This is a genomic window from Croceicoccus naphthovorans, assembly GCF_001028705.1.
Taxonomy (GTDB): domain Bacteria; phylum Pseudomonadota; class Alphaproteobacteria; order Sphingomonadales; family Sphingomonadaceae; genus Croceicoccus; species Croceicoccus naphthovorans.
Map to the genome: position 1 here is coordinate 2,209,008 of NZ_CP011770.1, position 18,668 is coordinate 2,227,675.

Annotated in this window: 18 protein-coding genes and 1 tRNA gene; 7 read left to right on the plus strand and 12 right to left on the minus strand. The window is 63.0% G+C overall.

Translation table 11 applies throughout. From position 1 onward, the window contains the following. Position 1 precedes the first annotated feature (1 nt). The 4 genes from mltG to aspS all read right to left on the minus strand — a co-directional run bounded on the left by mltG (position 2) and on the right by aspS (position 4,546). Positions 2-970: an endolytic transglycosylase MltG gene (mltG, locus tag AB433_RS11120; protein WP_047821043.1), complete on the minus strand. Its 969-nt coding sequence runs from the start codon at positions 968-970 to the stop codon at positions 2-4. Between the two features lie 21 nt (positions 971-991). Continuing rightward, positions 992-2,251 (minus strand): beta-ketoacyl-ACP synthase II, encoded by a 1,260-nt coding sequence (gene fabF / locus AB433_RS11125; RefSeq protein ID WP_047823905.1) that lies wholly within the window; start codon positions 2,249-2,251, stop codon positions 992-994. A gap of 136 nt (positions 2,252-2,387) precedes the next feature. Continuing rightward, positions 2,388-2,624, minus strand: a complete 237-nt coding sequence (locus tag AB433_RS11130) for an acyl carrier protein (RefSeq protein ID WP_047821044.1) — start codon at positions 2,622-2,624, stop codon at positions 2,388-2,390. Positions 2,625-2,728: 104 nt separating this feature from the next. Further along, positions 2,729-4,546 carry an aspartate--tRNA ligase gene (aspS, locus tag AB433_RS11135; protein ID WP_047821045.1) on the minus strand — a complete coding sequence of 606 codons (1,818 nt, stop codon included), beginning with the start codon at positions 4,544-4,546 and terminating at the stop codon, positions 2,729-2,731. Positions 4,547-4,753: 207 nt separating this feature from the next. Here aspS and AB433_RS11140 point away from each other — a divergent pair, with 207 nt between their 5' ends. The 4 genes from AB433_RS11140 (at position 4,754) to AB433_RS11155 (ending at position 9,223) form a co-directional block, all read left to right on the plus strand. Then, complete coding sequence (locus tag AB433_RS11140) at positions 4,754-5,725, plus strand: hypothetical protein (protein WP_047821046.1); 972 nt, start codon at positions 4,754-4,756, stop codon at positions 5,723-5,725. A 17-nt stretch (positions 5,726-5,742) separates the two neighbouring features. Further along, on the plus strand, positions 5,743-6,702 hold the full coding sequence (locus AB433_RS11145) for a hypothetical protein (RefSeq protein WP_047821047.1): 960 nt from the start codon (positions 5,743-5,745) through the stop codon (positions 6,700-6,702). 367 nt (positions 6,703-7,069) lie between these two features. After that, positions 7,070-8,311, plus strand: a complete 1,242-nt coding sequence (gene rnd, locus AB433_RS11150; protein ID WP_047821048.1) for a ribonuclease D — start codon at positions 7,070-7,072, stop codon at positions 8,309-8,311. Between the two features lie 12 nt (positions 8,312-8,323). Beyond that, the gene (locus AB433_RS11155) at positions 8,324-9,223 is read left to right on the plus strand and encodes a hydrogen peroxide-inducible genes activator (protein WP_047821049.1); all 900 of its coding nucleotides are present in this window, start codon (positions 8,324-8,326) and stop codon (positions 9,221-9,223) included. Positions 9,224-9,226: 3 nt separating this feature from the next. Here AB433_RS11155 and AB433_RS11160 read toward each other — a convergent pair whose 3' ends face one another. Next, positions 9,227-10,768 (minus strand): phospholipase D-like domain-containing protein, encoded by a 1,542-nt coding sequence (locus tag AB433_RS11160; protein WP_047821050.1) that lies wholly within the window; start codon positions 10,766-10,768, stop codon positions 9,227-9,229. 54 nt (positions 10,769-10,822) lie between these two features. Further along, positions 10,823-11,314, minus strand: coding sequence for a hemerythrin domain-containing protein (locus tag AB433_RS11165; protein ID WP_047821051.1), 492 nt, complete (start codon positions 11,312-11,314; stop codon positions 10,823-10,825). A 152-nt stretch (positions 11,315-11,466) separates the two neighbouring features. On the opposite strand from AB433_RS11165, the gene AB433_RS11170 reads away from it, so the two are divergent. Then, positions 11,467-11,543, plus strand: a tRNA-Arg gene (locus AB433_RS11170). 153 nt (positions 11,544-11,696) lie between these two features. Here AB433_RS11170 and AB433_RS11175 read toward each other — a convergent pair. Beyond that, positions 11,697-12,089 (minus strand): (deoxy)nucleoside triphosphate pyrophosphohydrolase, encoded by a 393-nt coding sequence (locus AB433_RS11175; protein ID WP_047821052.1) that lies wholly within the window; start codon positions 12,087-12,089, stop codon positions 11,697-11,699. A 123-nt stretch (positions 12,090-12,212) separates the two neighbouring features. On the opposite strand from AB433_RS11175, the gene AB433_RS11180 reads away from it, so the two are divergent. Together AB433_RS11180 and AB433_RS20040 are read left to right on the plus strand one after the other, a co-directional pair. Further along, entirely contained in the window at positions 12,213-12,407 is a 195-nt protein-coding gene (locus AB433_RS11180) for a Flp family type IVb pilin (RefSeq protein WP_047821053.1), read from the plus strand. Between the two features lie 134 nt (positions 12,408-12,541). Next, positions 12,542-12,718: a Flp family type IVb pilin gene (locus AB433_RS20040; protein WP_082134900.1), complete on the plus strand. Its 177-nt coding sequence runs from the start codon at positions 12,542-12,544 to the stop codon at positions 12,716-12,718. Between the two features lie 343 nt (positions 12,719-13,061). Here AB433_RS20040 and AB433_RS11185 read toward each other — a convergent pair whose 3' ends face one another. The 5 genes from AB433_RS11185 to AB433_RS20550 form a co-directional block, all read right to left on the minus strand. After that, on the minus strand, positions 13,062-14,549 hold the full coding sequence (locus AB433_RS11185; protein ID WP_047821054.1) for a M48 family metalloprotease: 1,488 nt from the start codon (positions 14,547-14,549) through the stop codon (positions 13,062-13,064). A gap of 130 nt (positions 14,550-14,679) precedes the next feature. Next, positions 14,680-15,648 carry an acetyl-CoA carboxylase carboxyltransferase subunit alpha gene (locus tag AB433_RS11190; RefSeq protein WP_047821055.1) on the minus strand — a complete coding sequence of 323 codons (969 nt, stop codon included), beginning with the start codon at positions 15,646-15,648 and terminating at the stop codon, positions 14,680-14,682. 10 nt (positions 15,649-15,658) lie between these two features. Then, entirely contained in the window at positions 15,659-16,579 is a 921-nt protein-coding gene (locus AB433_RS11195) for a tyrosine recombinase (protein ID WP_047821056.1), read from the minus strand. A gap of 15 nt (positions 16,580-16,594) precedes the next feature. Beyond that, positions 16,595-18,451: a hypothetical protein gene (locus AB433_RS11200; RefSeq protein ID WP_047823907.1), complete on the minus strand. Its 1,857-nt coding sequence runs from the start codon at positions 18,449-18,451 to the stop codon at positions 16,595-16,597. Between the two features lie 26 nt (positions 18,452-18,477). Beyond that, a complete protein-coding gene (locus AB433_RS20550; protein ID WP_156170792.1) occupies positions 18,478-18,621 on the minus strand; it encodes a hypothetical protein in 144 nt (47 codons plus the stop codon). Positions 18,622-18,668 lie beyond the last annotated feature (47 nt).

The following is an 18,668-nucleotide window of genomic DNA, read 5'->3' on the forward strand; positions in this document are numbered from 1 at the left end:
CCTATTTGCCCGTAGCCCGGCGGTGCGCGCGCCACCTTGCGACGTTATCATTATGCTCGGCCAGCGTGTCGGCAAAGGCATGCCCGCCGCTGCCGTCAGCCACCATGTAGATCGCCTTGGTATCCGCCGGGTGCAACACAGCCAGGATCGATTCGCGCCCCGGATTGGTGATCGGCCCCACCGGCAGCCCCGCCATCGAATACGTGTTGTACCCGTTCACCGCATCGATCTCGGACCGCTTGATCCGGCGGCCCAGCGGCTTGCCCTTGGTAATCGGATAGATGATGGTCGGATCGGCCTGAAGCCGCATCCCGATGCGCAGGCGGTTGGAATAGAGCCCTGCCACCATGCGCCGCTCGCCCGGCACGCCGGTCTCTTTCTCGACGATAGCGGCCAGGCTCAGCGCCTCGTCCACCGTTTTCACGGGAATATCGGCATCACGCTTCGGCCATTCGGCGGCGATGAAGTCGGTCATTGCCTGTTGCATCCGCGCCAGCACGACCGCACGTGCCTCGCCCCGTTCGAAGTCGTAGCTGTCGGGCAGGATCGATCCTTCGGCAGGCACCGCGACGTCACCGGTCAGCAGGTCCTCCGCCATCAACCGTTCGTGCACCATGATCGAGGGCAGCCCCTCTGGCACCGTGACCATCCGGCGGATCACTTCGCCATGCTGCAAGGTATCGAGGATCGTCGCCGGACTTGCCCCGGCGGGCAGCAGGAATTCCCCCGCCTTCACCGGATCGCCGCTGCCCAACACCTTGGCGCGCAGCAGGAAAGCGTCGGCGGAGCCGATCAGGCCCTCGTCCGCCAGCTTGCCAGCCGTGGAAGTCAGCGACGCGCCGGTCGGCACGATAAACGCCGTGTCCTCCTCAATTTCGGACCCGCCGTACCACCCGCTTGCGAACCAGCCGGCCGCACCGGCAATGGCAATAGCCACCACCGCGACCGCGACGAGAAATCCCCGTTTCATAAGGGGCCGCGCTTCATAGCGTCAGTCGACCGCCTTCATGATCAGCGACGCATTGGTGCCGCCGAACCCGAACGAGTTGTTCAGCACCGCCTTCACCGCACGCTTTTTCGCGACATGCGGCACAAGGTCGACGCCTTCGGTCCCCTCGTCCGGATCGTCCAGGTTCAGCGTCGGCGGCACGACCTGGTCGCGGATGGCCAGGATGCAGAAGATCGCCTCAACCGCGCCGGCACCGCCCAAGAGGTGGCCGATCGCCGACTTCGTCGAGCTCATCGAAGCGCCGCCAAGATCGTCGCCCAGCACGCGCTTTACCGCGGCCAATTCGATGGTGTCAGCCATCGTCGAGGTACCGTGTGCATTGACATAGTCGATGTCGCCCGCTTCCATCCCGGCCTTCTTCATCGCCATGCGCATCGCGTTTTCCGCGCCCTTGCCTTCGGGGTGCGGTGCAGTGACATGATAGGCATCGCCCGACAGGCCATAGCCGACGACTTCGGCATAGATCTTCGCGCCGCGCGCCTTGGCATGCTCGTACTCTTCCAGCACGACGACGCCCGCGCCTTCGCCCATGACGAAACCGTCGCGGTTCTTGTCATAGGGCCGGCTGGCCTTTTCGGGCGCATCGTTAGACGACATGTTCAGCGCCTTGGCCTGAGCGAACCCGGCGATGCCGATGGGACAAATCGTCGATTCCGCGCCGCCCGCCAACATGATGTCGGCGTCGCCATCCTTGATCATCCGCGCCGCATCACCGATCGAGTGGGCGCCGGTGGAACAGGCCGTGACGACCGCGTGGTTCGGGCCCATCAGCCCGTACTTTATCGATACCTGCCCGGAAATCAGGTTGATCAGACGCCCGTGAACGAAGTGCGGCGAAACGCGGCCCGGGCCACGTTCGTTCAACACCAGCGATTCGCTTTCGATGCCCGGAAGCCCCCCGATGCCCGACCCGATCGAGCAACCGGCGCGCAGCTTCGTTTCGTCATCCATGTCGACGAGACCGGCATCTTCCAGCGCCTGTCCGGCGGCGTCGATGCCGTAAACGATGAACGGATCGACCTGGCGGCGGATCTTGAAATCGACGCGCTTGTCGGGGTCGAAACCGTATTCGTGATCGGCGGGCTTTACCTCGCACGCGATGGTGCACTTCTGGTCCGAGGCGTCAAAACGCGTGATCTGGCCCGCACCGCTTTTCCCGGCGATCAGGTTGGACCACGCGGTCTCTACGTCTGCACCCAGCGGGGTGACGAGGCCAAGTCCGGTTATGACAACACGGCGCATCAATGCTTCTCCGGCAAACTTCCCGGCGGCCACGCCCCATGCGGGTCCGCCTCAAACGCAACAGGCCCAGCCCAGCGGGCCAGGCCTGTCATGATCGGCCCGATCCGCGGCTGCGGCGGGCAAAACGCAAGGGCTGTTAGCCCTTGTGCTCTTCGATGTACTTCACGGCATCGCCGACGGTCGTGATCTTTTCGGCGGCGTCGTCCGGGATTTCGACCCCGAATTCTTCCTCGAAAGCCATGACCAGCTCGACGATGTCGAGGCTGTCCGCGCCCAGATCGTCGATAAAGCTGGCATCCATCGTCACCTTGTCGGCTTCGACGCCCAGATGCTCGACGACGATCTTCTTAACGCGTTCCTCGGTATCGCTCATGGAAAAACCCTCTCGCTAAAAGCGGTAAAAAACTCAGGGGTCGCCCTAAAGGCGGTTTTCGGGGGTTGCAAGGGTTATGAGACGCTGCCCACAAGCCCTTGCGCTCAATCCCCGATATTGTCGGTGCGAACCTGCTTGGCCGGATCGGCTTTCGGCGGGTCGATCGTGCGGATGTGCAGTTCGCGTAGCTGCTTGGGGCTGACCTGCGTCGGAGCCTGCATCATCAGGTCTTCGCCCCGCTGGTTCATCGGGAAAGCGATGACTTCGCGAATGGCCTGCTCGCCCGCCAACAGCATGACGATACGGTCGATGCCCGGTGCCGAACCGCCGTGCGGCGGTGCGCCGTATTTAAACGCGTTGATCATGCCGGAGAAGTTGGCGTCGACCTCTTCCTGCGAATAGCCAGCGATCTCGAACGCCTTGTACATGATGTCGGGCCGGTGGTTCCGGATCGCGCCCGACGACAGTTCATAGCCGTTGCAGACGATATCGTACTGCCAAGCCAGAATGTCGAGCGGGTCCTTGCCCTCCAGCGCTTCCATCTCGCCCTGCGGCATAGAGAACGGGTTGTGACTGAAGTCGATCTTCTTCAGCTCCTCGTCGTACTCGAACATCGGGAAATCGACGATCCAGCAGAACTTGAAGCAGCCCTGTTCGATCAGGCCCAGTTCCTCGCCCACGCGGGTGCGGGCGGCACCGGCCAGCTTGGCGGCGTCCTTTTCCTTGCCCGCGGCGAAGAACAGCCCGTCATCGGGGCCGAGGCCCAGCTCGTTGTAGAGCGCTTCCATCCGGTCAGCGCCGTGGTTCTTGGCAATCGGCCCGCCGAATTCGCCGCCCTTGCGGGTGACATAGCCGAGCCCGGCAAAGCCCTCGCCCCGCGCCCAGTTGTTCATGTCGTCGAAGAACTTGCGGCTCTTGTCCGCAGTGTTCGGCGCGGGGATCACGCGGACCTTGCCGCCGCCGCCCACGATCTTTTCGAACAGGCCGAAGCCCGACTGTTCGAAATGCGCGGTAACGTCGGAGATGATCAGCGGGTTGCGCAGGTCGGGCTTGTCGCTGCCGTATTTCAGCAGGCACTCGGCATAGGGAATGCGCGGAAATTCGCCTGCGGGGGTTACTGTCGCGCCATCGGCGAATTCCTCGAACACACCGGCCAGCACGGGCTCCAACATCTGGAACACGTCTTCCTGCGTGACGTAGCTCATCTCGAAGTCGAGCTGGTAGAATTCGAGGCTGCGGTCGGCGCGCAGGTCTTCGTCACGGAAGCAGGGGGCGATCTGGAAATAGCGGTCGAACCCGCTGACCATCAGCATCTGCTTGAACATCTGCGGTGCCTGCGGCAGCGCATAGAACTTGCCTGCGTGAAGACGGCTGGGCACGAGGAAGTCGCGCGCACCTTCGGGGCTCGATGCCGTCAGGATCGGGGTCTGGTATTCAAGGAAACCCTGGTCGGTCATCCGGCGGCGCAGCGACGAAATCACCTTCGACCGCAGCACGATGTTGGCGTGCATCTTGTCACGCCGCAGGTCGAGGAAGCGGTTCTTGAGGCGGATGTCTTCGGGGTATTCCTGCTCCCCGGCCACCGGCATCGGCAGCTCGTCTGCGCGGCTTTGCACCGTGATTGACCGGGCAAACACTTCGATCTCGCCGGTTGCAAGGTTGGGGTTTACGGTAGATTCAGCACGGGCCTTCACCTCGCCATCGATGGTGACGACCGATTCCACGCGCAGCCGATCCAGGACTTCCAGCGCCGGGCTGTCTTCGTCGGCCACGACCTGCGTCATGCCGTAATGGTCGCGCAGGTCGACGAACAATACGCCGCCGTGGTCGCGTTTGCGGTGGACCCAGCCCGAGATCCGGACGGTTTCACCGACGTTGGCGGCGCTTAACTGGCCGCAGGTATGGGTGCGATAGGGATGCATCTGGTTTTCGCTTGAATCTGTGAAGACAAAGGATTGCCGCCGCCCCTAGGCCAAGCGCGATCCGATTTCCAGTGGCGCGATGCACCCGTGCCCGGAGCGGGTGGTGCAAGAATTTTTCAAGGCTGTCCCTAAAACTCTTCTTAACCATCCGCAGGCTAGAAAGCCCCCTAACTACAAATGCGCCCAACTGACACAAGGGACCAGTGCATGTTCGCAAGCAATCTGTTCGGCAGCGAGGACGAGCGCCAGGGCTTCCTCGACGATGTTGAGTCGTTGCTGCGTCGCGGCCAGCCGGACGTTGCGGCGGGTCTGCTGGAAGGTCAGCTGGGCGATCTGGCCGACGATGGCGACGAACTGGCCCGCCTGTGCATCAAGGTTCCGGTCAGCGCGGTACGCATCACCGGTTGGGAACAGCTTGCCGGTAAGCTGGAAAAGCTGGACCGCCCCGGCAGGCCGATCACCGCCATCGGCATCGATATTTCCGCCCCGTTCGAAATGCCCGAACTGGATGACCGGCACGGCAATTTCTACGAACCCGATCTGGACACCGTCTACTACACCGACAGCGCCTTTCCGTTCGCCAGCGCCAGCCGCGAGATGATGATGGAGGAAGCGCAGAACGCCAAGGCAGCTTGGGTCGGCCATTTCGAAAACGTCGATGCGACCATCGGCGTGCGCGGGCTTGGCGGGATCTACGGCGAAGTTCTGATCGCGCAGAAGAAGTGCAAGGACTACGATCACAAGAACGCGATGGAACAGGATTCTGCCGTCATCGCATCCGCCTTTATCGCGGTCCGCCTGCATCAGGCGATCAAGGCCACGGCGGAAGGGCGCGGAATGCCGCGCGCCGCGTGCCTGATGGTCGGCAACAACGAAAGCTTCCCTTATTACGACGCGCCGGTGATGACCCGGCCGGAGTACGAGGAATACCTCGACGCAGAGGGTGAAGAGGACGACTGCGGCCAGTACGACCACGCCTTCGGCACGCTGCGCCTTGCTCCCTTGCCCGACGATTACGATCCGTTCGCCGCCATGCCCGACGAAGATCAGGTCAGCGGCGCAGCCTTGCGCAAAAAGCTGCGCGCGCAGGCAGAGGCTGAAACGCCCGAGGTGGCCAACGATGTCGCTCCCGCCGGGATCGGGGGCTTCCTGAACCGCATCCTGAAGCGAAGCGCCTGAGGAGGGCGACAAAACACATGGTCTTTGCCAGCCAGTTGTTCGCAGACAAGGAAGCCGAACGCGCCTTCCGCCATCAGGTGGAGGGCCTTTTGCGTGAAGGGAAGGCCGTCGACGCCCTGTCGGAAATTGACGCGAAACTGGGCGAGATCGGCGAACGCCCGTTCGCCAAGCTCGGCCTCTCGATCCAGCCCGAAAGCGTTGTCGTTACCGGATGGGAAGCGATCGGCGGCACCATCGATTCGCTCGACATCCACGGCCAGCCGATCTCGGCCATAGGCGTCGATCTGGCCAATCCCGATGCCTATGGCACCGAACCGGGCGGCGACATGCGGCTGACGCCGGTGCTGGAAACCTCGTTCTATTGCGACGATGTGTTTCCCTTTGGCGTGTCGGACCGCGACGGGCTGTGCACCGGCTATGGCCGCAACGGCGCGACATGGCGCGGTTCGCATGAGCATCGCGACAATTGTCTGAAGGTTTCGGGCCTCGACGAACTTTATGGCGCATACCACGCGGTACGCCCGCACATGGATCGCGGCGAGCTGACCGAGCTCGCCGATTACGACGCGCCGCGTCTGACTGCGATGCGCTGTGCGGTGCTGGTCCACATGGCTATCGCCCGCGCGGTCGAAGATCAGAACCTGCCCCGCCCGATGGCGGTTATATGCGGCAGCAACGAGGATTATCCTTACTTCGACGCCCCCGTCACGACCCGCGCCGATTGCGAGGAAGCGAACGACGCGCAGGCCGAGGCGGGCGATACGGACGAGGCACTGTTCACTTCGCTCGCCACCTTGGCCCCGGTGCGGCCCAATGCGACCTATCAGTTTCAGGTTGAGACCGAGCACGTATCGGGCCGATCCCTGCGCCACCGTTTCGTGCGCGAATTCGCCGAAGATGCGGAGAGCATGGACGGCGTGATCGCGGCGGAAGAACAGGCAAAGCCGAGCTTGCTGGATCGGCTCCTGCGGCGCTGATTTTCTTGCTAAGTCCGGCGTGCGCCGGGCAGACTCAAGCGCCGGGCGCGGGATATTTCTTTGCCTCAGACGCCGGCGGGGCCATCCGGCCCCTCAGGCTTTCCTCGCGCCTGACGGCGCTGCGGGCGGCCATTCGGCCCTGTCGGAGTCACCGTCGGTGCCCGGTTCCAGCGCGATGCGGGCAAGTTCGTACAAACTCTACTCCCTCTTTCGGTTGGCAAAAGTCCGGGGCGCAAAACGACACCCGCAAGCGCCAACGCGCGCCGCCGCTTATGCGACGAAACCAAGGGGCCGGATGGCCCCGCCAGCGCCTGAGGTCCAAACAACGTTTGCCCGCGGCGGCCCGTTGCACTAATGCGCCGTCTCGATGAAAGTGCACCCTCTGATCAGCTCTACCGATGAGCTGCGCGACCTCTGCGATCGTTTCGCCACTGCCGATTTCGTTGCCGTGGACACCGAGTTCATGCGCGAATCGACATATTGGCCTCTGCTCTGCCTCGTCCAGATTTCCGATGGCAAGGAAGCCGCCGCGATCGATCCGCTGGCGCAGGGCATAGACCTGACCCCGCTGCTCGACCTGTTGTGCGAGAACGAAGACGTGCTCAAGGTCTTCCATGCCGGGGGGCAGGACGTTGAGATCATCTACAATCTGACCGGCAAGACCCCGCACCCGATCTTCGACACGCAGATCGCGATGATGGCGATCAGCCAGTCCGAACAGATCGGCTATTCCAACCTCGTCGAATCGTGGCTGGGCCATGCCATCGACAAGGGCGCGCGGTTTACCGACTGGTCGCGCCGTCCGCTGACCGAACGTCAGCTGGAATATGCCGTCGGCGACGTTACCTACCTGTCCAAGATTTTCCCGAAGATGCTCAAAAAGCTGATCAAGACGGGACGCGGCATCTGGCTGGATCATGAGATGGAGCGGCTGGCCGATCCGGCGAACTATGCGCAGGACCCGGACACGCTGTGGCACCGCATCCGCGCGCCTGGCCGCAATCCGCAAGTGCTGGGCCGGTTGAAGGCACTTGCCGCATGGCGAGAGAACGAGGCGCAGGATAAGGACATCCCGCGCGGGCGCATCGTTCGCGACGAAACGCTGGCCGATCTCGCCAGCCACCCTCCGAAGAAGCAGGCCGACCTTGCCAAAGTACGCGGCCTGTCGAACGGGTGGAAAGACAACGACATCGGCAAGCGGCTGATGAAAGTGCTCGACGCCGCCGAACCGCTGCCTGCGGAGGAAATGCCAGAGCGTAAGCGCGGCGCGCCGCTGGGCAAGGAAGGCGCACTGGTTGCCGACTTGTTGAAACTCCTGCTGAAAATCCGCTCACGCGAGATCGACGTCGCCTCTCGACTGCTGGCCCGGTCCGACGACCTCGAACAGCTTGCCGCCGGGGTGCGCAAGAAGCTGCCCCTGCTTGAAGGCTGGCGGTTCGAGGAGTTCGGTCGCGACGCGCTCGATTTGGTCGAGGGCAAGCTGGGTTTCGGTGTCGAGAACGGTCGCCTGAAGATGACCCGTATCGGCGAAGGCCCCGTCGCGCCAACGCCGGAAAATCAGCAAGCCGACGACGACGGCGAACAAGCATCGCAGAGCGAAGAAGCCTGAGCGCCTAGACCCATGAGCGCGACCTACCTCCCCACGCTCAAGCAGTTGCAGTACCTGCTGGCACTGCACGAACACGGCCACTTCGGACGGGCTGCGGAATCGTGCTTCGTGTCGCAGTCCACGCTGTCGGCGGGTATTCGCGAACTCGAATCGCTGCTCGGCGTGACGCTGGTCGAACGGACCCGGCGCGTGGTGCGATTTACGCCGCTGGGCGAACAGGTCGTCGCCAAGGCGCACCGCCTGTTGCGAGAGGCGGAGGAACTGTCCGATCTCGTCCAGTCCGCCGGGCAACCGCTGTGCGGCGAATTGCGGATGAGCGTGATCCCGACCATCGCGCCCTTCCTGCTGCCCCGTATCCTGCCGCGTTTGCGCAAGGAGCGGCCCAAGCTGAAGCTGTTCCTGCGCGAAGAGCCCAGCGCTGATGCCATCGAATCGCTGCACCACGGCCGGGCCGATTGCGTGCTGCTCGCCCTGCCCTTCCCGACTGGCGAAGTGGAACGCGAGACGATTGCGAAAGACGACCTTTACGTCGCTTTCCCAAAGGACGATCCGCGCGACCCACCTGCGGAAATTCCGCCGGACATGATCGACGAAGGCCGCCTGCTCTTGCTCGAAGACGGGCACTGCCTGAAGGAACACGCGCTGGCCGCCTGCAATCGCCCGGAGTTGCGGGCCAGCGCGACCATGATCGGCACTTCGCTGCATACCCTGGTGCAGATGGTCGACAATGGCCTCGGTCTTACGATGCTGCCCAAGATGGCGCTGGATGCTGGCATCCTGCACGACACCGATGTCGTCGCACGTCCTCTGAAATCGAACAACGCCAGCCGCGAAATCGCTCTCGTCTGGCGCAAGGGCAGCCCCCGTGCGGAGGAATTCCACCTGCTCGCCCAGGAACTGCGCGAGGGCTGAGGGCTATTTCGGGCGACGGATGCGACGAAACAGGCCCTTTCGCTCGCTGATCGGTTCGAACATGTCGTCCGCACTTTCGGGGTCAAGCCACTCGTCATCGGCCAACGCCTTCTCCACGCCGTTCAGCTTGGGCATTTCGTAAAGCCGCAGCGCCCGGCCCGGTTGCGGGTGGTTCTGGATCATCGCGTGCATCGATCCATACTGCTCGATCAGCGGGCCGATCTCCGCCGGGTCCAGCCCCATATGCTCTGCCAGCAGGTCGTGGCGCAGCGCCCTGATCTTCGCCACCTCGTCGCCGTTATCGAAACGCGTGGCATCCAGCAGCAGGTCGCATTCCGAATCGAGGCCCAGCGACCGGTTGTTCATATTGGCCGACCCCAGCTTCAGTACCTGATCGTCCACGATCATCAGCTTGGCATGAACGTAAATCGGGTTATCGCCCGCCGTGCGCGGGATATAGACGCGAAAGCGCTGCTTGGTATCGACCTTGCCGATGGCCTTGAGCAACCGCGCGCGGGCGGTGTCCATCGCCTGCTGCTCCAGCCAACCGTCGGCTTCTTCGGGATTGACCAGCACGATTTCAGGCGGATCATCCTCTGCCATGCGCTCGGCAATCGCCTCGCCGATCTTGCGAGAGGCGAAGTACTGGCTCTCGGCATAGATGAACTTCTTCGCGCGCTTGATTAGCGAGAGGAAAAGCGTCTCGATCTCGCGAATTTCTTCGCAATCCTCGAAAGTGGCACGCGTGCGCGCAATGCCCAGCTTGATGTTGTCGAAGCTCGGATCAAGGTCGTCTGGCCATACGCTGTGCGGCTGCGCGGGCACCGGCGCAAGATCGCTGCCGCTGGCAATGTTCCAGCGTTTGCGGCCCAGATCGTCGAGCGCGCGGGCGACATCGCCCTCAACCAGCATGGTCATGTCGTGCCACGGCATATAGGTGCCGCCGCCCGGTTCGCGGCGCAGGCGATCCTTGTCCAAATGCTCGCGCGTGTCCCAGCGATCGGCGGTCATGTCGATACCACCGCAAACGGCGAATCGATCGTCGACGATCACGATCTTCTGGTGGTGCGAACAGCCGACAGGATGCGCCGCGTCGAACTTGAAATTTATGCGGTCATGCCGGAACCAGCGCCACATATCGATCAGCATGGAACCGCGGAAAAACATCTTCACCGCGCCGAAATTCCATTTCAGCACGTAGATTTCCAGATCGGGGTTTCGGTTCGCCAACCAGACGATGAAGCGCCCCAACCGGCGCGGCGGGTGCGATTTGGGCCGACGTTGCCACCAACGCCGCCCGCGCCCCAGCGCGATGCGCGTGTCGAAGTCCCAGCCGATCAGGAAAATGCGCTTTTTCGCGCGCATCATCACATCCTGCATGATCGTGAAATAATCGGCGGCGTCGACAATGACCTTCGCCTTGTCGGCATGCTCGAACCGCCAAACCCCGGGCTCGACACTCTGCGCGAATGCCGACCCGGGGTCGTTGGCCTTGTTCCCCGCCGGGCCGTCCGGTTGATCCGGGCGAACCACCTTGTCCGTCATGCGTCTTCCTTGCGATACGTTCCGGTGGTGCGACCCGGTGAAAGCGCGGCGCGCCTATTTCTTGGCGTCTTCCATCGCTTCGGGCGTCACTTCCTGCTCTTCGCATTCCGCGTCCTTGCGGCGTTGAAATACCGAACGCATGTGCGCAAGATCGGCATCGGTCAGATACTTTTCGAAGTCCGGGAAGTGCTCGTCCTCTTCCTCGTCGATGTGATGCTCGTACCGGTGGCGCAGGTCCTTGAACTTAGCCAGCCATGCGCTGCTGCTCATGTCCGTGGCGGCGAGATCGTTGAGCATCTCCTCGATCTCATGATGTTCTGCGACGGAGTGGCGGGTCTCGCCCGTCGTCTCGGGCTTGCGCAGCATCGTGGAGTAGAGTGCCTGCTCCTCCGCGGCCGCGTGGCTCTTCACTTCGACGGTGAATTGCTCCAGCAGGCCTTGGCGCTCATCGCTCGCGCCCTCGGTTTCGGCCATCTGCTTTAGCAGCTTGCGGTGCTTGTCGTGATCTTCCTTCAATCGGTCGAAGATGCCGGTTGTGTCGGCCATGGGTCGCTCCTGAAAATTTTCAAATGTGCGTTTGGAGGATCAACCGCCGGATGGGTACGAGGTTCCGAACCGCAGATCGTACCGAATGCGAAATATCCCCACAGCAGGGCTTGCCAAGCCCGCCTTCCCCGCCTAGATGGCGCCCTCCAAGCGCGCCCGTAGCTCAGCTGGATAGAGCACCAGACTACGAATCTGGGGGTCAGAGGTTCGAATCCTTTCGGGCGCGCCAACAACAAAGCCCGCCCCTGCAAAGGGGCGGGCTTTGTTGTTTGGGGCATTCCAAGATGCGAACCTAAGTTCGGAGTCGGAGCGACAAAGCCGCAAAGACAGGACGGGCTGGGCAGGAGACCAGCCCTAGCCTTTCGGGCCGACCCACCAGTGCCTAAACCCGCAACCGTCCCATTAAATCCACATCCAACGGCGCAAGCTGCAACAGCTCAGCCTCCGCCAAAGAACACCACCGAACCGCTTCGCCCTCCAGTGCCTGCGGCTCCCCAGCCCATTTGCGGCAGGTGTAAAGAAGAATTACAACCGGTGCCTCGCTTCCCGGCAAAGCCGCCCCTGTCGCAAAGCACGCAGGCTCCAGCGCAGCCGAATCGACGCGAATCCCCAGCTCCTCGGCCAGTTCGCGGGCCAAGGCGGCCTGTGGCGATTCGTTTTTTTCGACCTTTCCGCCGGGAAATTCCCAAAGTCCGCCGTGATGTTTCGCTAGCGGACGTCGGTGCATCAGCACCTGCCCGGCGCCATCAATCAAAGCAGCTGCAACGATTAGCATGGTTTACCTGCCATTTACCAAAAGCCCCTGTCGGATAGTTTGCCAATGCTGCGGGTGCTCTCAACCAAAAATTAATCCCTTGGGGCGATTCTGACGACGGACCACAAGGGAAGGCCCAAAACCATGTTGAACACCATCCTCAAGTTTCTTGACGATGAAAACGGAGCGACAGCCGTCGAGTACGGCCTGATCTGCGCAATGCTCGTCATTGCAATGATGACGGCGCTCAATGGTGTGGCGGGCGAGACCATCAAGATGTGGACCAAGATCACCGATAGCAGCAGAACTGCGATGCAGAATTCAAACCCAAACGGTTAACTTCTTTTTCAGTTTTTATGCGTAGGTGAATAACAGCTCGAACAGGGAACTGGGGGCACCGAAGTAAATCTTCGCCAGAACTTTGATTGGGCCGGGTGAACGTAAAGTACCTAGTTTGAACCAGGAGACCTAACATGCAGTTTTTCAAGAACCTCATCGCTGACGAATCCGGTGCGACCGCCATCGAGTACGGCCTGATCGCCGCTCTGATCGCCGTTGCTTGCATCACCACGCTGACCGCTCTGGGCAGCGAACTGAACAACACGTTCGGCACGGTCGAAGATTCGCTCGTCACCGCGAACGGCGGCTAACAAGTTAACGGTACCTACCGTTCTTGAGCGAACGGGCGGCAGGAAACTGCCGCCCGTTTTGCGTTTCTGCTTAAGCCTCAGGCCCGGCGACCGCATCCGCGGCCTTGGCTATAGCTCGCGCCTGAGGGCGCTGCTGCGGGCGGGCTGCCGCCCTTGCGGGGATCACCTACGGTGCCCCGTTGCAGCGCAACCTCGCTCGCTTTCCCAATAGATTGATAAGCCTCCTGTCGCGCAAAATTACGGGGCGCGCAGCGACTCCCGCAAGGCCGAACGGCCGCCGCGCCTTATCGGCGCGTAGCCAAGCCGGGCGGATGCCCGGCGCACGGCGCTTGAGGGACTAAAGTCAATAAGTAACGATTTTCACCTTCTGGCCTGCCTGCAACGAACTGTTGCTGGTCAGCGAGTTCAGAACGAGGAAACGCTCCATCTTGTAGTTCGTGTAGGCCATGCGGCTGGCGAGCGATGCCAGGGTGTCGCCCGATCTTACGGTCACCACCGAAATCTTGCGCGGCTTCACCGCTGCCGCCTCGGTCGACGAAATCTTGCGCATCGACGAATACATCGGATTGAACACGTTGGCGCTCCCCGCCTGCGTGATCGTCACGAAGTGAAACGCTTGGCTATTCGAAAATTCGTAGGCGAAAACGGTCACATCTACTGCGCCACCACTCGCATTCACGCGCGCCGTGCCATAGGCCGCCGGAATGCCGTTTACGGTCGTCCGCTGGATTGATGACGGTGTGATCTGCTGCTGCCCATCCGTAAGCGCGTTGAACGCGTTCTGGATATAGGTGTTCATGTTGCCGTTATAGGTCCCGCTGGTCAGCTGGCCCTTGCCCGACTGGCCACTGATCGACACGGCGCGCGTGCCGTTGACCATAAAGAAGCCGTTCGGCGCCTTGAATTCAAAGCCGTAGACCGGATGAATGAAAGTATTGCCTTCGACGATGCCCTGCTTCGGATCGTCGCCGTACATCATGCCGTTGATGCGCGTCAGAAACGTATCCTTATTCGTCACCGTGCCCGGCATGCCCTGCGCTTCGGTCAAGGCGCGCTGAACGCGGCTGGCAGGATCGGGGTGGGTCGACGCCCATTCGGGCACCTGATTGCCGGTCGAACCCATCATCTGCGCGTCAAGCGCGTTCTGCTGCGCAAGGCTCTGCAACACGGTTGCCATCGCATCGGGATCGTATCCCGCGTTTGACAGGTAGGCGATGCCAAGATCGTCGGCCTGCGTTTCCTGACTGCGCGAATATTTCAGCGTGAGAAGCTGCGAACCCTGCATGGCAAGCTGCTGGCCCAGCTGACCGATCTGCGAATTGCCGAACAGCACGCCCGACAGGATCGCGCCGACCGCGCCCAGGATCGAGTTCTGCTGCGCCGCAGACTGCCGCTGCTGCGCATGACGGGCCGCGACGTGGCCAACTTCGTGGCCCAGCACGCCGGCCAGTTCCGCCTCGTTATCCATCAACGCGACAAGCTCACGCGTGGTGTAGATATAGCCGCCGGGAATGGCGAAAGCGTTGTTGACCGACGAATTCAGCAGCGTCACCGTGTAGGTATCGCGCGCATTGGCAAGGCCCGACTGTACCGCGATATTCTTGCCGACTTGCTCGACATAACTGGCCTGCGGGCCGGTATAGGCCCCGCCGAATTCGGCAATGAGCTGCGGATGCGCCTCTGCGCCCAGCTTTGCCTCTTCCTGCGTGATCGCACCGGCCTGACCGGGCGTTACGGGCGCAGTCGTGGTTCCGGCGCAGCTCGCCAATGCGAATGACATGGTGCCAACCGTAACGGCAAGGGCGGCAAAACGGGGCGAGCGGGTCGGCATCTGTGAGGCTCCTCGAAATCTTCTACAATAACGGGGAGCCGCACGTCCCTGCGACGAACGGCGACAGTCCCCTAACTACGCAAGGGAAAACCGGTGTGGGCGAAGATTTGTTCCCGAAACAGGGGGAGGATCAGGCAAGACCGCCGATTGCGATGAACCGCTCCGCACGCTTTGTGCGCAGTTCCTGCGGCGTCTTGCCGGACAGCTTGGCCAGTTCTTCATCGATCGCCGCGCCAAGCGATTTCGACGCCGCGACCGGATCGCGATGCGCCCCGCCCAGGGGTTCGGTCACGATTCGATCCACCACGCCCAGTTTGGCCAGATCCTGCGCCGTGACTTTCATCGCTTCCGCCGCTTCGGATGCCTTTTCGGCGGTGCGCCACAGGATCGATGCGCAGCCTTCAGGGCTGATGACCGAATAGACTGCGTGTTCCATCATCAGCACGCGTTCGGCGCTGGCCAAAGCAACCGCGCCGCCCGATCCGCCCTCACCCACGATGCAGGCGACCATCGGCACCGGCAGGTCGAGGCAGGCCTCGGTGGCGCGAGCGATGGCTTCCGCCTGTCCGCGTTCCTCGGCCTCGATCCCCGGAAACGCGCCGGAAGTATCGACCAGCGTCACCACTGGCAGGCCGAACCGACCGGCCAGCTCCATCAGGCGGATCGCCTTGCGATAGCCCTCCGGCTTGCCCATGCCGAAATTGTGCTTCAGCCGCGACTGCGTGTCGTTGCCCTTCTCATGCCCGATCAGCATCACGCGGCGACCGCCGCCCGGCGTATCCAGCGTGGCGAATCCGCCAAGGATCGCCTGATCGTCGCCATAGGCGCGATCTCCGCCCAGCGGCATGAAGTCGCTGAAAGCATGAGCCACGTAATCGCCGAAATGCGGGCGCGAAGGATGGCGTGCAACTTGCGTTTTCTGCCACGGGGTCAGCGACTTGTAGATGCTGGACAGTTGGCCCTTGGCCTTGTCCTCAAGCTTGGCGACTTCGGCGTCGATGTCGAGCTCCACCTCTTCACGATCCGCGGCGCTGCGCAGGTCGGAGATGCGGCGTTCGAGTTCCGCAAGCGGCTTTTCGAATTCGAGATAACTGGTCATCGCGGAAGCGCTAGTCCGGGTTTGCATCGGGAGCAAGGGGGCGCGGCCTTCCCGCGCCCAACGGATGACGCGCATTCACCAGTTCGATCAGCCGCGCCGAATCGACGTGGGTATATATCTGCGTCGTCGCGATGTCGGCGTGGCCGAGCAGGGTCTGCAATACGCGCAGGTCCGCCCCGCCCTCCAGCAAGTGCGTGGCAAAGGCGTGGCGCAGGACGTGCGGGCTGACCGCGGTGGGCGGCACACCGGACTTTTCGGCAAGTTCGCGCAACAGCTGGAACAGGCGGATACGGCTGAGATGCCCGGCTTTAGCGCCCTTGCGCGACGGAAAGACGAACTTGCTGCCTTGCGGACGCAGTTTCAGCCAGCGCGACAGAGCGGTGCGGGCGCGTGTGCTGACCGGCACCATACGTTGCTGCCCGCCCTTGCCCGTGATCGTCAGCAAGGGCGCGTCGCGCGGCACGGCGTTCAACGGCAGCGAGACCAGTTCGGTCGCCCGAAGGCCCGATCCGTAGAGCATTTCGAGCAGCGTCAGTGTGCGGACCGCGTTCGGCGCGTCGTCCTCGGCGTCGGCCTCCGCCTGTGCGAACATCGCATCGACTTGCTGTCGGCTGAGAAGGCGCGGCAAAGGGCGGCGGATACGCGGGCGCGGCAAGGCACCGGACGGATCATCGCGCCGATGGCCTTCTTCCACGAGAAAACCGTAATATTGGCGCAGCGCCGAACAACGCCGGGCCACCGTCGAAGGGGCAAGATCCGCCCATGCCGGACCAAGCGCGGACAAGTCGTCCGCATCGGCATCGGCCAGCAACGGCACGACATCCTGCGCCGATTCCAGATCACGGCGATAGGCAACCAGCGTGTTCGCCGCCGCGCCGCGCTCTGCGGCCAGCATGTCGAGGAAATCGTCGATATCGGGCGCGGCGGTCATGCGCGTCCCACGGCCTCAGCTGCGGGCCACTGCCTCGGCGGCGATCATCCGGGCTTCCGCAGTCAGGCCCACGTCGTTCAGCGCCTTGACGATGTGATAGAGATGCACAGGCGTCATTTGCCGCCAACTGCTGCCCTGCATTCCCAGCGCGACGAGATAGCTGACCAACACGCGGTTATTGCGCGCCGCCGCCCGGTCGATCGCGCGGGTCCAGCGGGTTTCCCGGCCAATGTCGTAATTCAGCACGCCCGAAAGCTCTTGCGCCTTGTCCGGAGCAAGACGCCCCAGACCGGCAAGACCCGCCACGAAGAACCTAGAGCGTTGCTGCCTTGCGGACTCGTCCTCTTCGATAAAACTGCGCACCGCCGATTCGCTGACCACGTCGCTCAGCGCCGGGCTGCCCAGCATCAGCAGACCCCAGCCGTGGCTGCCCGTCTGCACCGTATTCGCCCACCGCACCGCGTTGGCATCCAGCCCGGCAGCCAGCATCGACCCGATCAGCCAGCCGGCATCGGCCTCGAAAGCCGGATCTGGCGTCAGGCGCGCGGCGGCATAGGCGGTCAGGACCTGGCGGCTGTGGAACCGGTTCGACCCGTCGGTATCGCCCCAGATATTGCGCATGGCGGTCAGCCGCGCCTCCGGGTCGCCGACATAAGCCTCTCGCAACTGCGCCGCGCGCGAAGCCTCGTCGCCCTCAATCTCCGGGTCCGAATATATCTGCGAATAGAGGTCGACCAGCGCGGCACTGGACAGAATGCCCTCTGCCGCCGCCACTTCGCTGCCCTGCGCACGCTGGATCAGCGGAACCGAGGGCGAGACCGCAGCCATCCGTTGGAACGTCGCGCCACCCGTCGTCAGCAAGCCGTTCGGCACTTCCGCACCGGTCGCCGTCGCCAGCGCGTAACGCCAAGGCGTCAGTTCATCGACATCTTCCCATTCCAACGTCACCGCCCGACGCGCGCGCCCGACCGCGCCAGCGTATTTCTGGGCCAGCAGCGAATCGATCTGCGTGCCTTCACTGCGGCGGCGTTGGCGTTCGATGCGGTCCATCCCGCCCGATTCGCCCGAAAAGCTGGAGCAGATACCGCGCAGCAGTTCCCAATCGCGATCCTCTCTCGCCCGGGCGTGCAGCCGCACCATCGGGCAGGCCCCGGTGAAGTCGCCGGTGCCGACATAGGCATCGTAAGCCGCGCCGATCAGCGCGGGCGAATAGTCCGCCGAATCGACTTCTTGCACCAGCGCACGCGCAATAACGGGTTCGCCCATGCGGTTCAGCAGCCCAGCCCGCAAGGCGGCGAATTCCACGCCGTCCATCCCGGTCGGCGCGGCCAGTCGGCTGGCCAATGCACGGCGGAGGAGAATGTGGCCCCAGCGCGAAACCAACGGCCCCTTCGTGCCGTCCAGAACCCGGCGCACGAACAGCGCGTCGTAATTGGTCAGCGAATTGCGCGCCATGCCGCCTTCCGATGCGGCCAGCAGGCCAACCACGTCGGTTGACCGGCGCGCGGCGGGCGGAATGTCGAAACTGGGCTTGAGACCGAGCAGTTCGTCGATCTCGTCAGTGTCCATCTTCTCTAGATCGTCGAGGCTGGGCAGACGATCCAGCAAGCGACGCGCTGCCTCTGCGCGAGACGTCGCACCGCCCGTGTTGGGCGCGCTATCGGGGACTGACTGCACCACCGGTTGCGACACCGATCCGCCCGGTGCGGGCGTCGGCGCGGCAGTCCGGCGCGGCGCGGGCGCTGGCGTCGGCGCAGGGGCGGGATCGTCAAAGCCGGGCGGCAGCAGCGATTCGGGCCCATCTTGCGCATAGAGCGCGACGATCGGCGCACCGGCCAGCATGGCGGCCAGCGCGATCTTGCGAAAACCCATTCGCGCCTTGCCTGATTTTCGCTGCATCAACCCGCCTGCACCGGTAATTCTTCCTCGATCCAGCGCGGTTCTTCGCGCCCGCCGTCGATATAGGCGTAAACCAGCAGGGCGACGATGGCGAGCGCAACGATTGCCCACAGGCCCTTTCCGCCCGACCGCTTCCCGCTCATGAAAATCCTTTGCGCTGACCCTGCGCCGCATGAAGCAGCGCGCTTGC

What these genes read in the sequence shown, in the direction of transcription:
- AB433_RS11175 (WP_047821052.1), bottom strand. Translation starts at nt 12,089, where the DNA reads ATGCTAATCGTTGCAGCTGCTTTGATTGATGGCGCCGGGCAGGTGCTG.
- AB433_RS11145 (WP_047821047.1), top strand. Translation starts at nt 5,743, where the DNA reads ATGGTCTTTGCCAGCCAGTTGTTCGCAGACAAGGAAGCCGAACGCGCC.
- AB433_RS11200 (WP_047823907.1), bottom strand. Translation starts at nt 18,451, where the DNA reads ATGGGTTTTCGCAAGATCGCGCTGGCCGCCATGCTGGCCGGTGCGCCG.
- fabF (WP_047823905.1), bottom strand. Translation starts at nt 2,251, where the DNA reads ATGCGCCGTGTTGTCATAACCGGACTTGGCCTCGTCACCCCGCTGGGT.
- AB433_RS11160 (WP_047821050.1), bottom strand. Translation starts at nt 10,768, where the DNA reads ATGACGGACAAGGTGGTTCGCCCGGATCAACCGGACGGCCCGGCGGGG.
- AB433_RS11140 (WP_047821046.1), top strand. Translation starts at nt 4,754, where the DNA reads ATGTTCGCAAGCAATCTGTTCGGCAGCGAGGACGAGCGCCAGGGCTTC.
- AB433_RS11195 (WP_047821056.1), bottom strand. Translation starts at nt 16,579, where the DNA reads ATGACCGCCGCGCCCGATATCGACGATTTCCTCGACATGCTGGCCGCA.
- AB433_RS11155 (WP_047821049.1), top strand. Translation starts at nt 8,324, where the DNA reads ATGAGCGCGACCTACCTCCCCACGCTCAAGCAGTTGCAGTACCTGCTG.
- rnd (WP_047821048.1), top strand. Translation starts at nt 7,070, where the DNA reads ATGAAAGTGCACCCTCTGATCAGCTCTACCGATGAGCTGCGCGACCTC.
- AB433_RS11185 (WP_047821054.1), bottom strand. Translation starts at nt 14,549, where the DNA reads ATGCCGACCCGCTCGCCCCGTTTTGCCGCCCTTGCCGTTACGGTTGGC.
- AB433_RS11190 (WP_047821055.1), bottom strand. Translation starts at nt 15,648, where the DNA reads ATGACCAGTTATCTCGAATTCGAAAAGCCGCTTGCGGAACTCGAACGC.
- AB433_RS11130 (WP_047821044.1), bottom strand. Translation starts at nt 2,624, where the DNA reads ATGAGCGATACCGAGGAACGCGTTAAGAAGATCGTCGTCGAGCATCTG.
- AB433_RS11180 (WP_047821053.1), top strand. Translation starts at nt 12,213, where the DNA reads ATGTTGAACACCATCCTCAAGTTTCTTGACGATGAAAACGGAGCGACA.
- mltG (WP_047821043.1), bottom strand. Translation starts at nt 970, where the DNA reads ATGAAACGGGGATTTCTCGTCGCGGTCGCGGTGGTGGCTATTGCCATT.
- AB433_RS20550 (WP_156170792.1), bottom strand. Translation starts at nt 18,621, where the DNA reads ATGAGCGGGAAGCGGTCGGGCGGAAAGGGCCTGTGGGCAATCGTTGCG.
- AB433_RS11165 (WP_047821051.1), bottom strand. Translation starts at nt 11,314, where the DNA reads ATGGCCGACACAACCGGCATCTTCGACCGATTGAAGGAAGATCACGAC.
- aspS (WP_047821045.1), bottom strand. Translation starts at nt 4,546, where the DNA reads ATGCATCCCTATCGCACCCATACCTGCGGCCAGTTAAGCGCCGCCAAC.
- AB433_RS20040 (WP_082134900.1), top strand. Translation starts at nt 12,542, where the DNA reads ATGCAGTTTTTCAAGAACCTCATCGCTGACGAATCCGGTGCGACCGCC.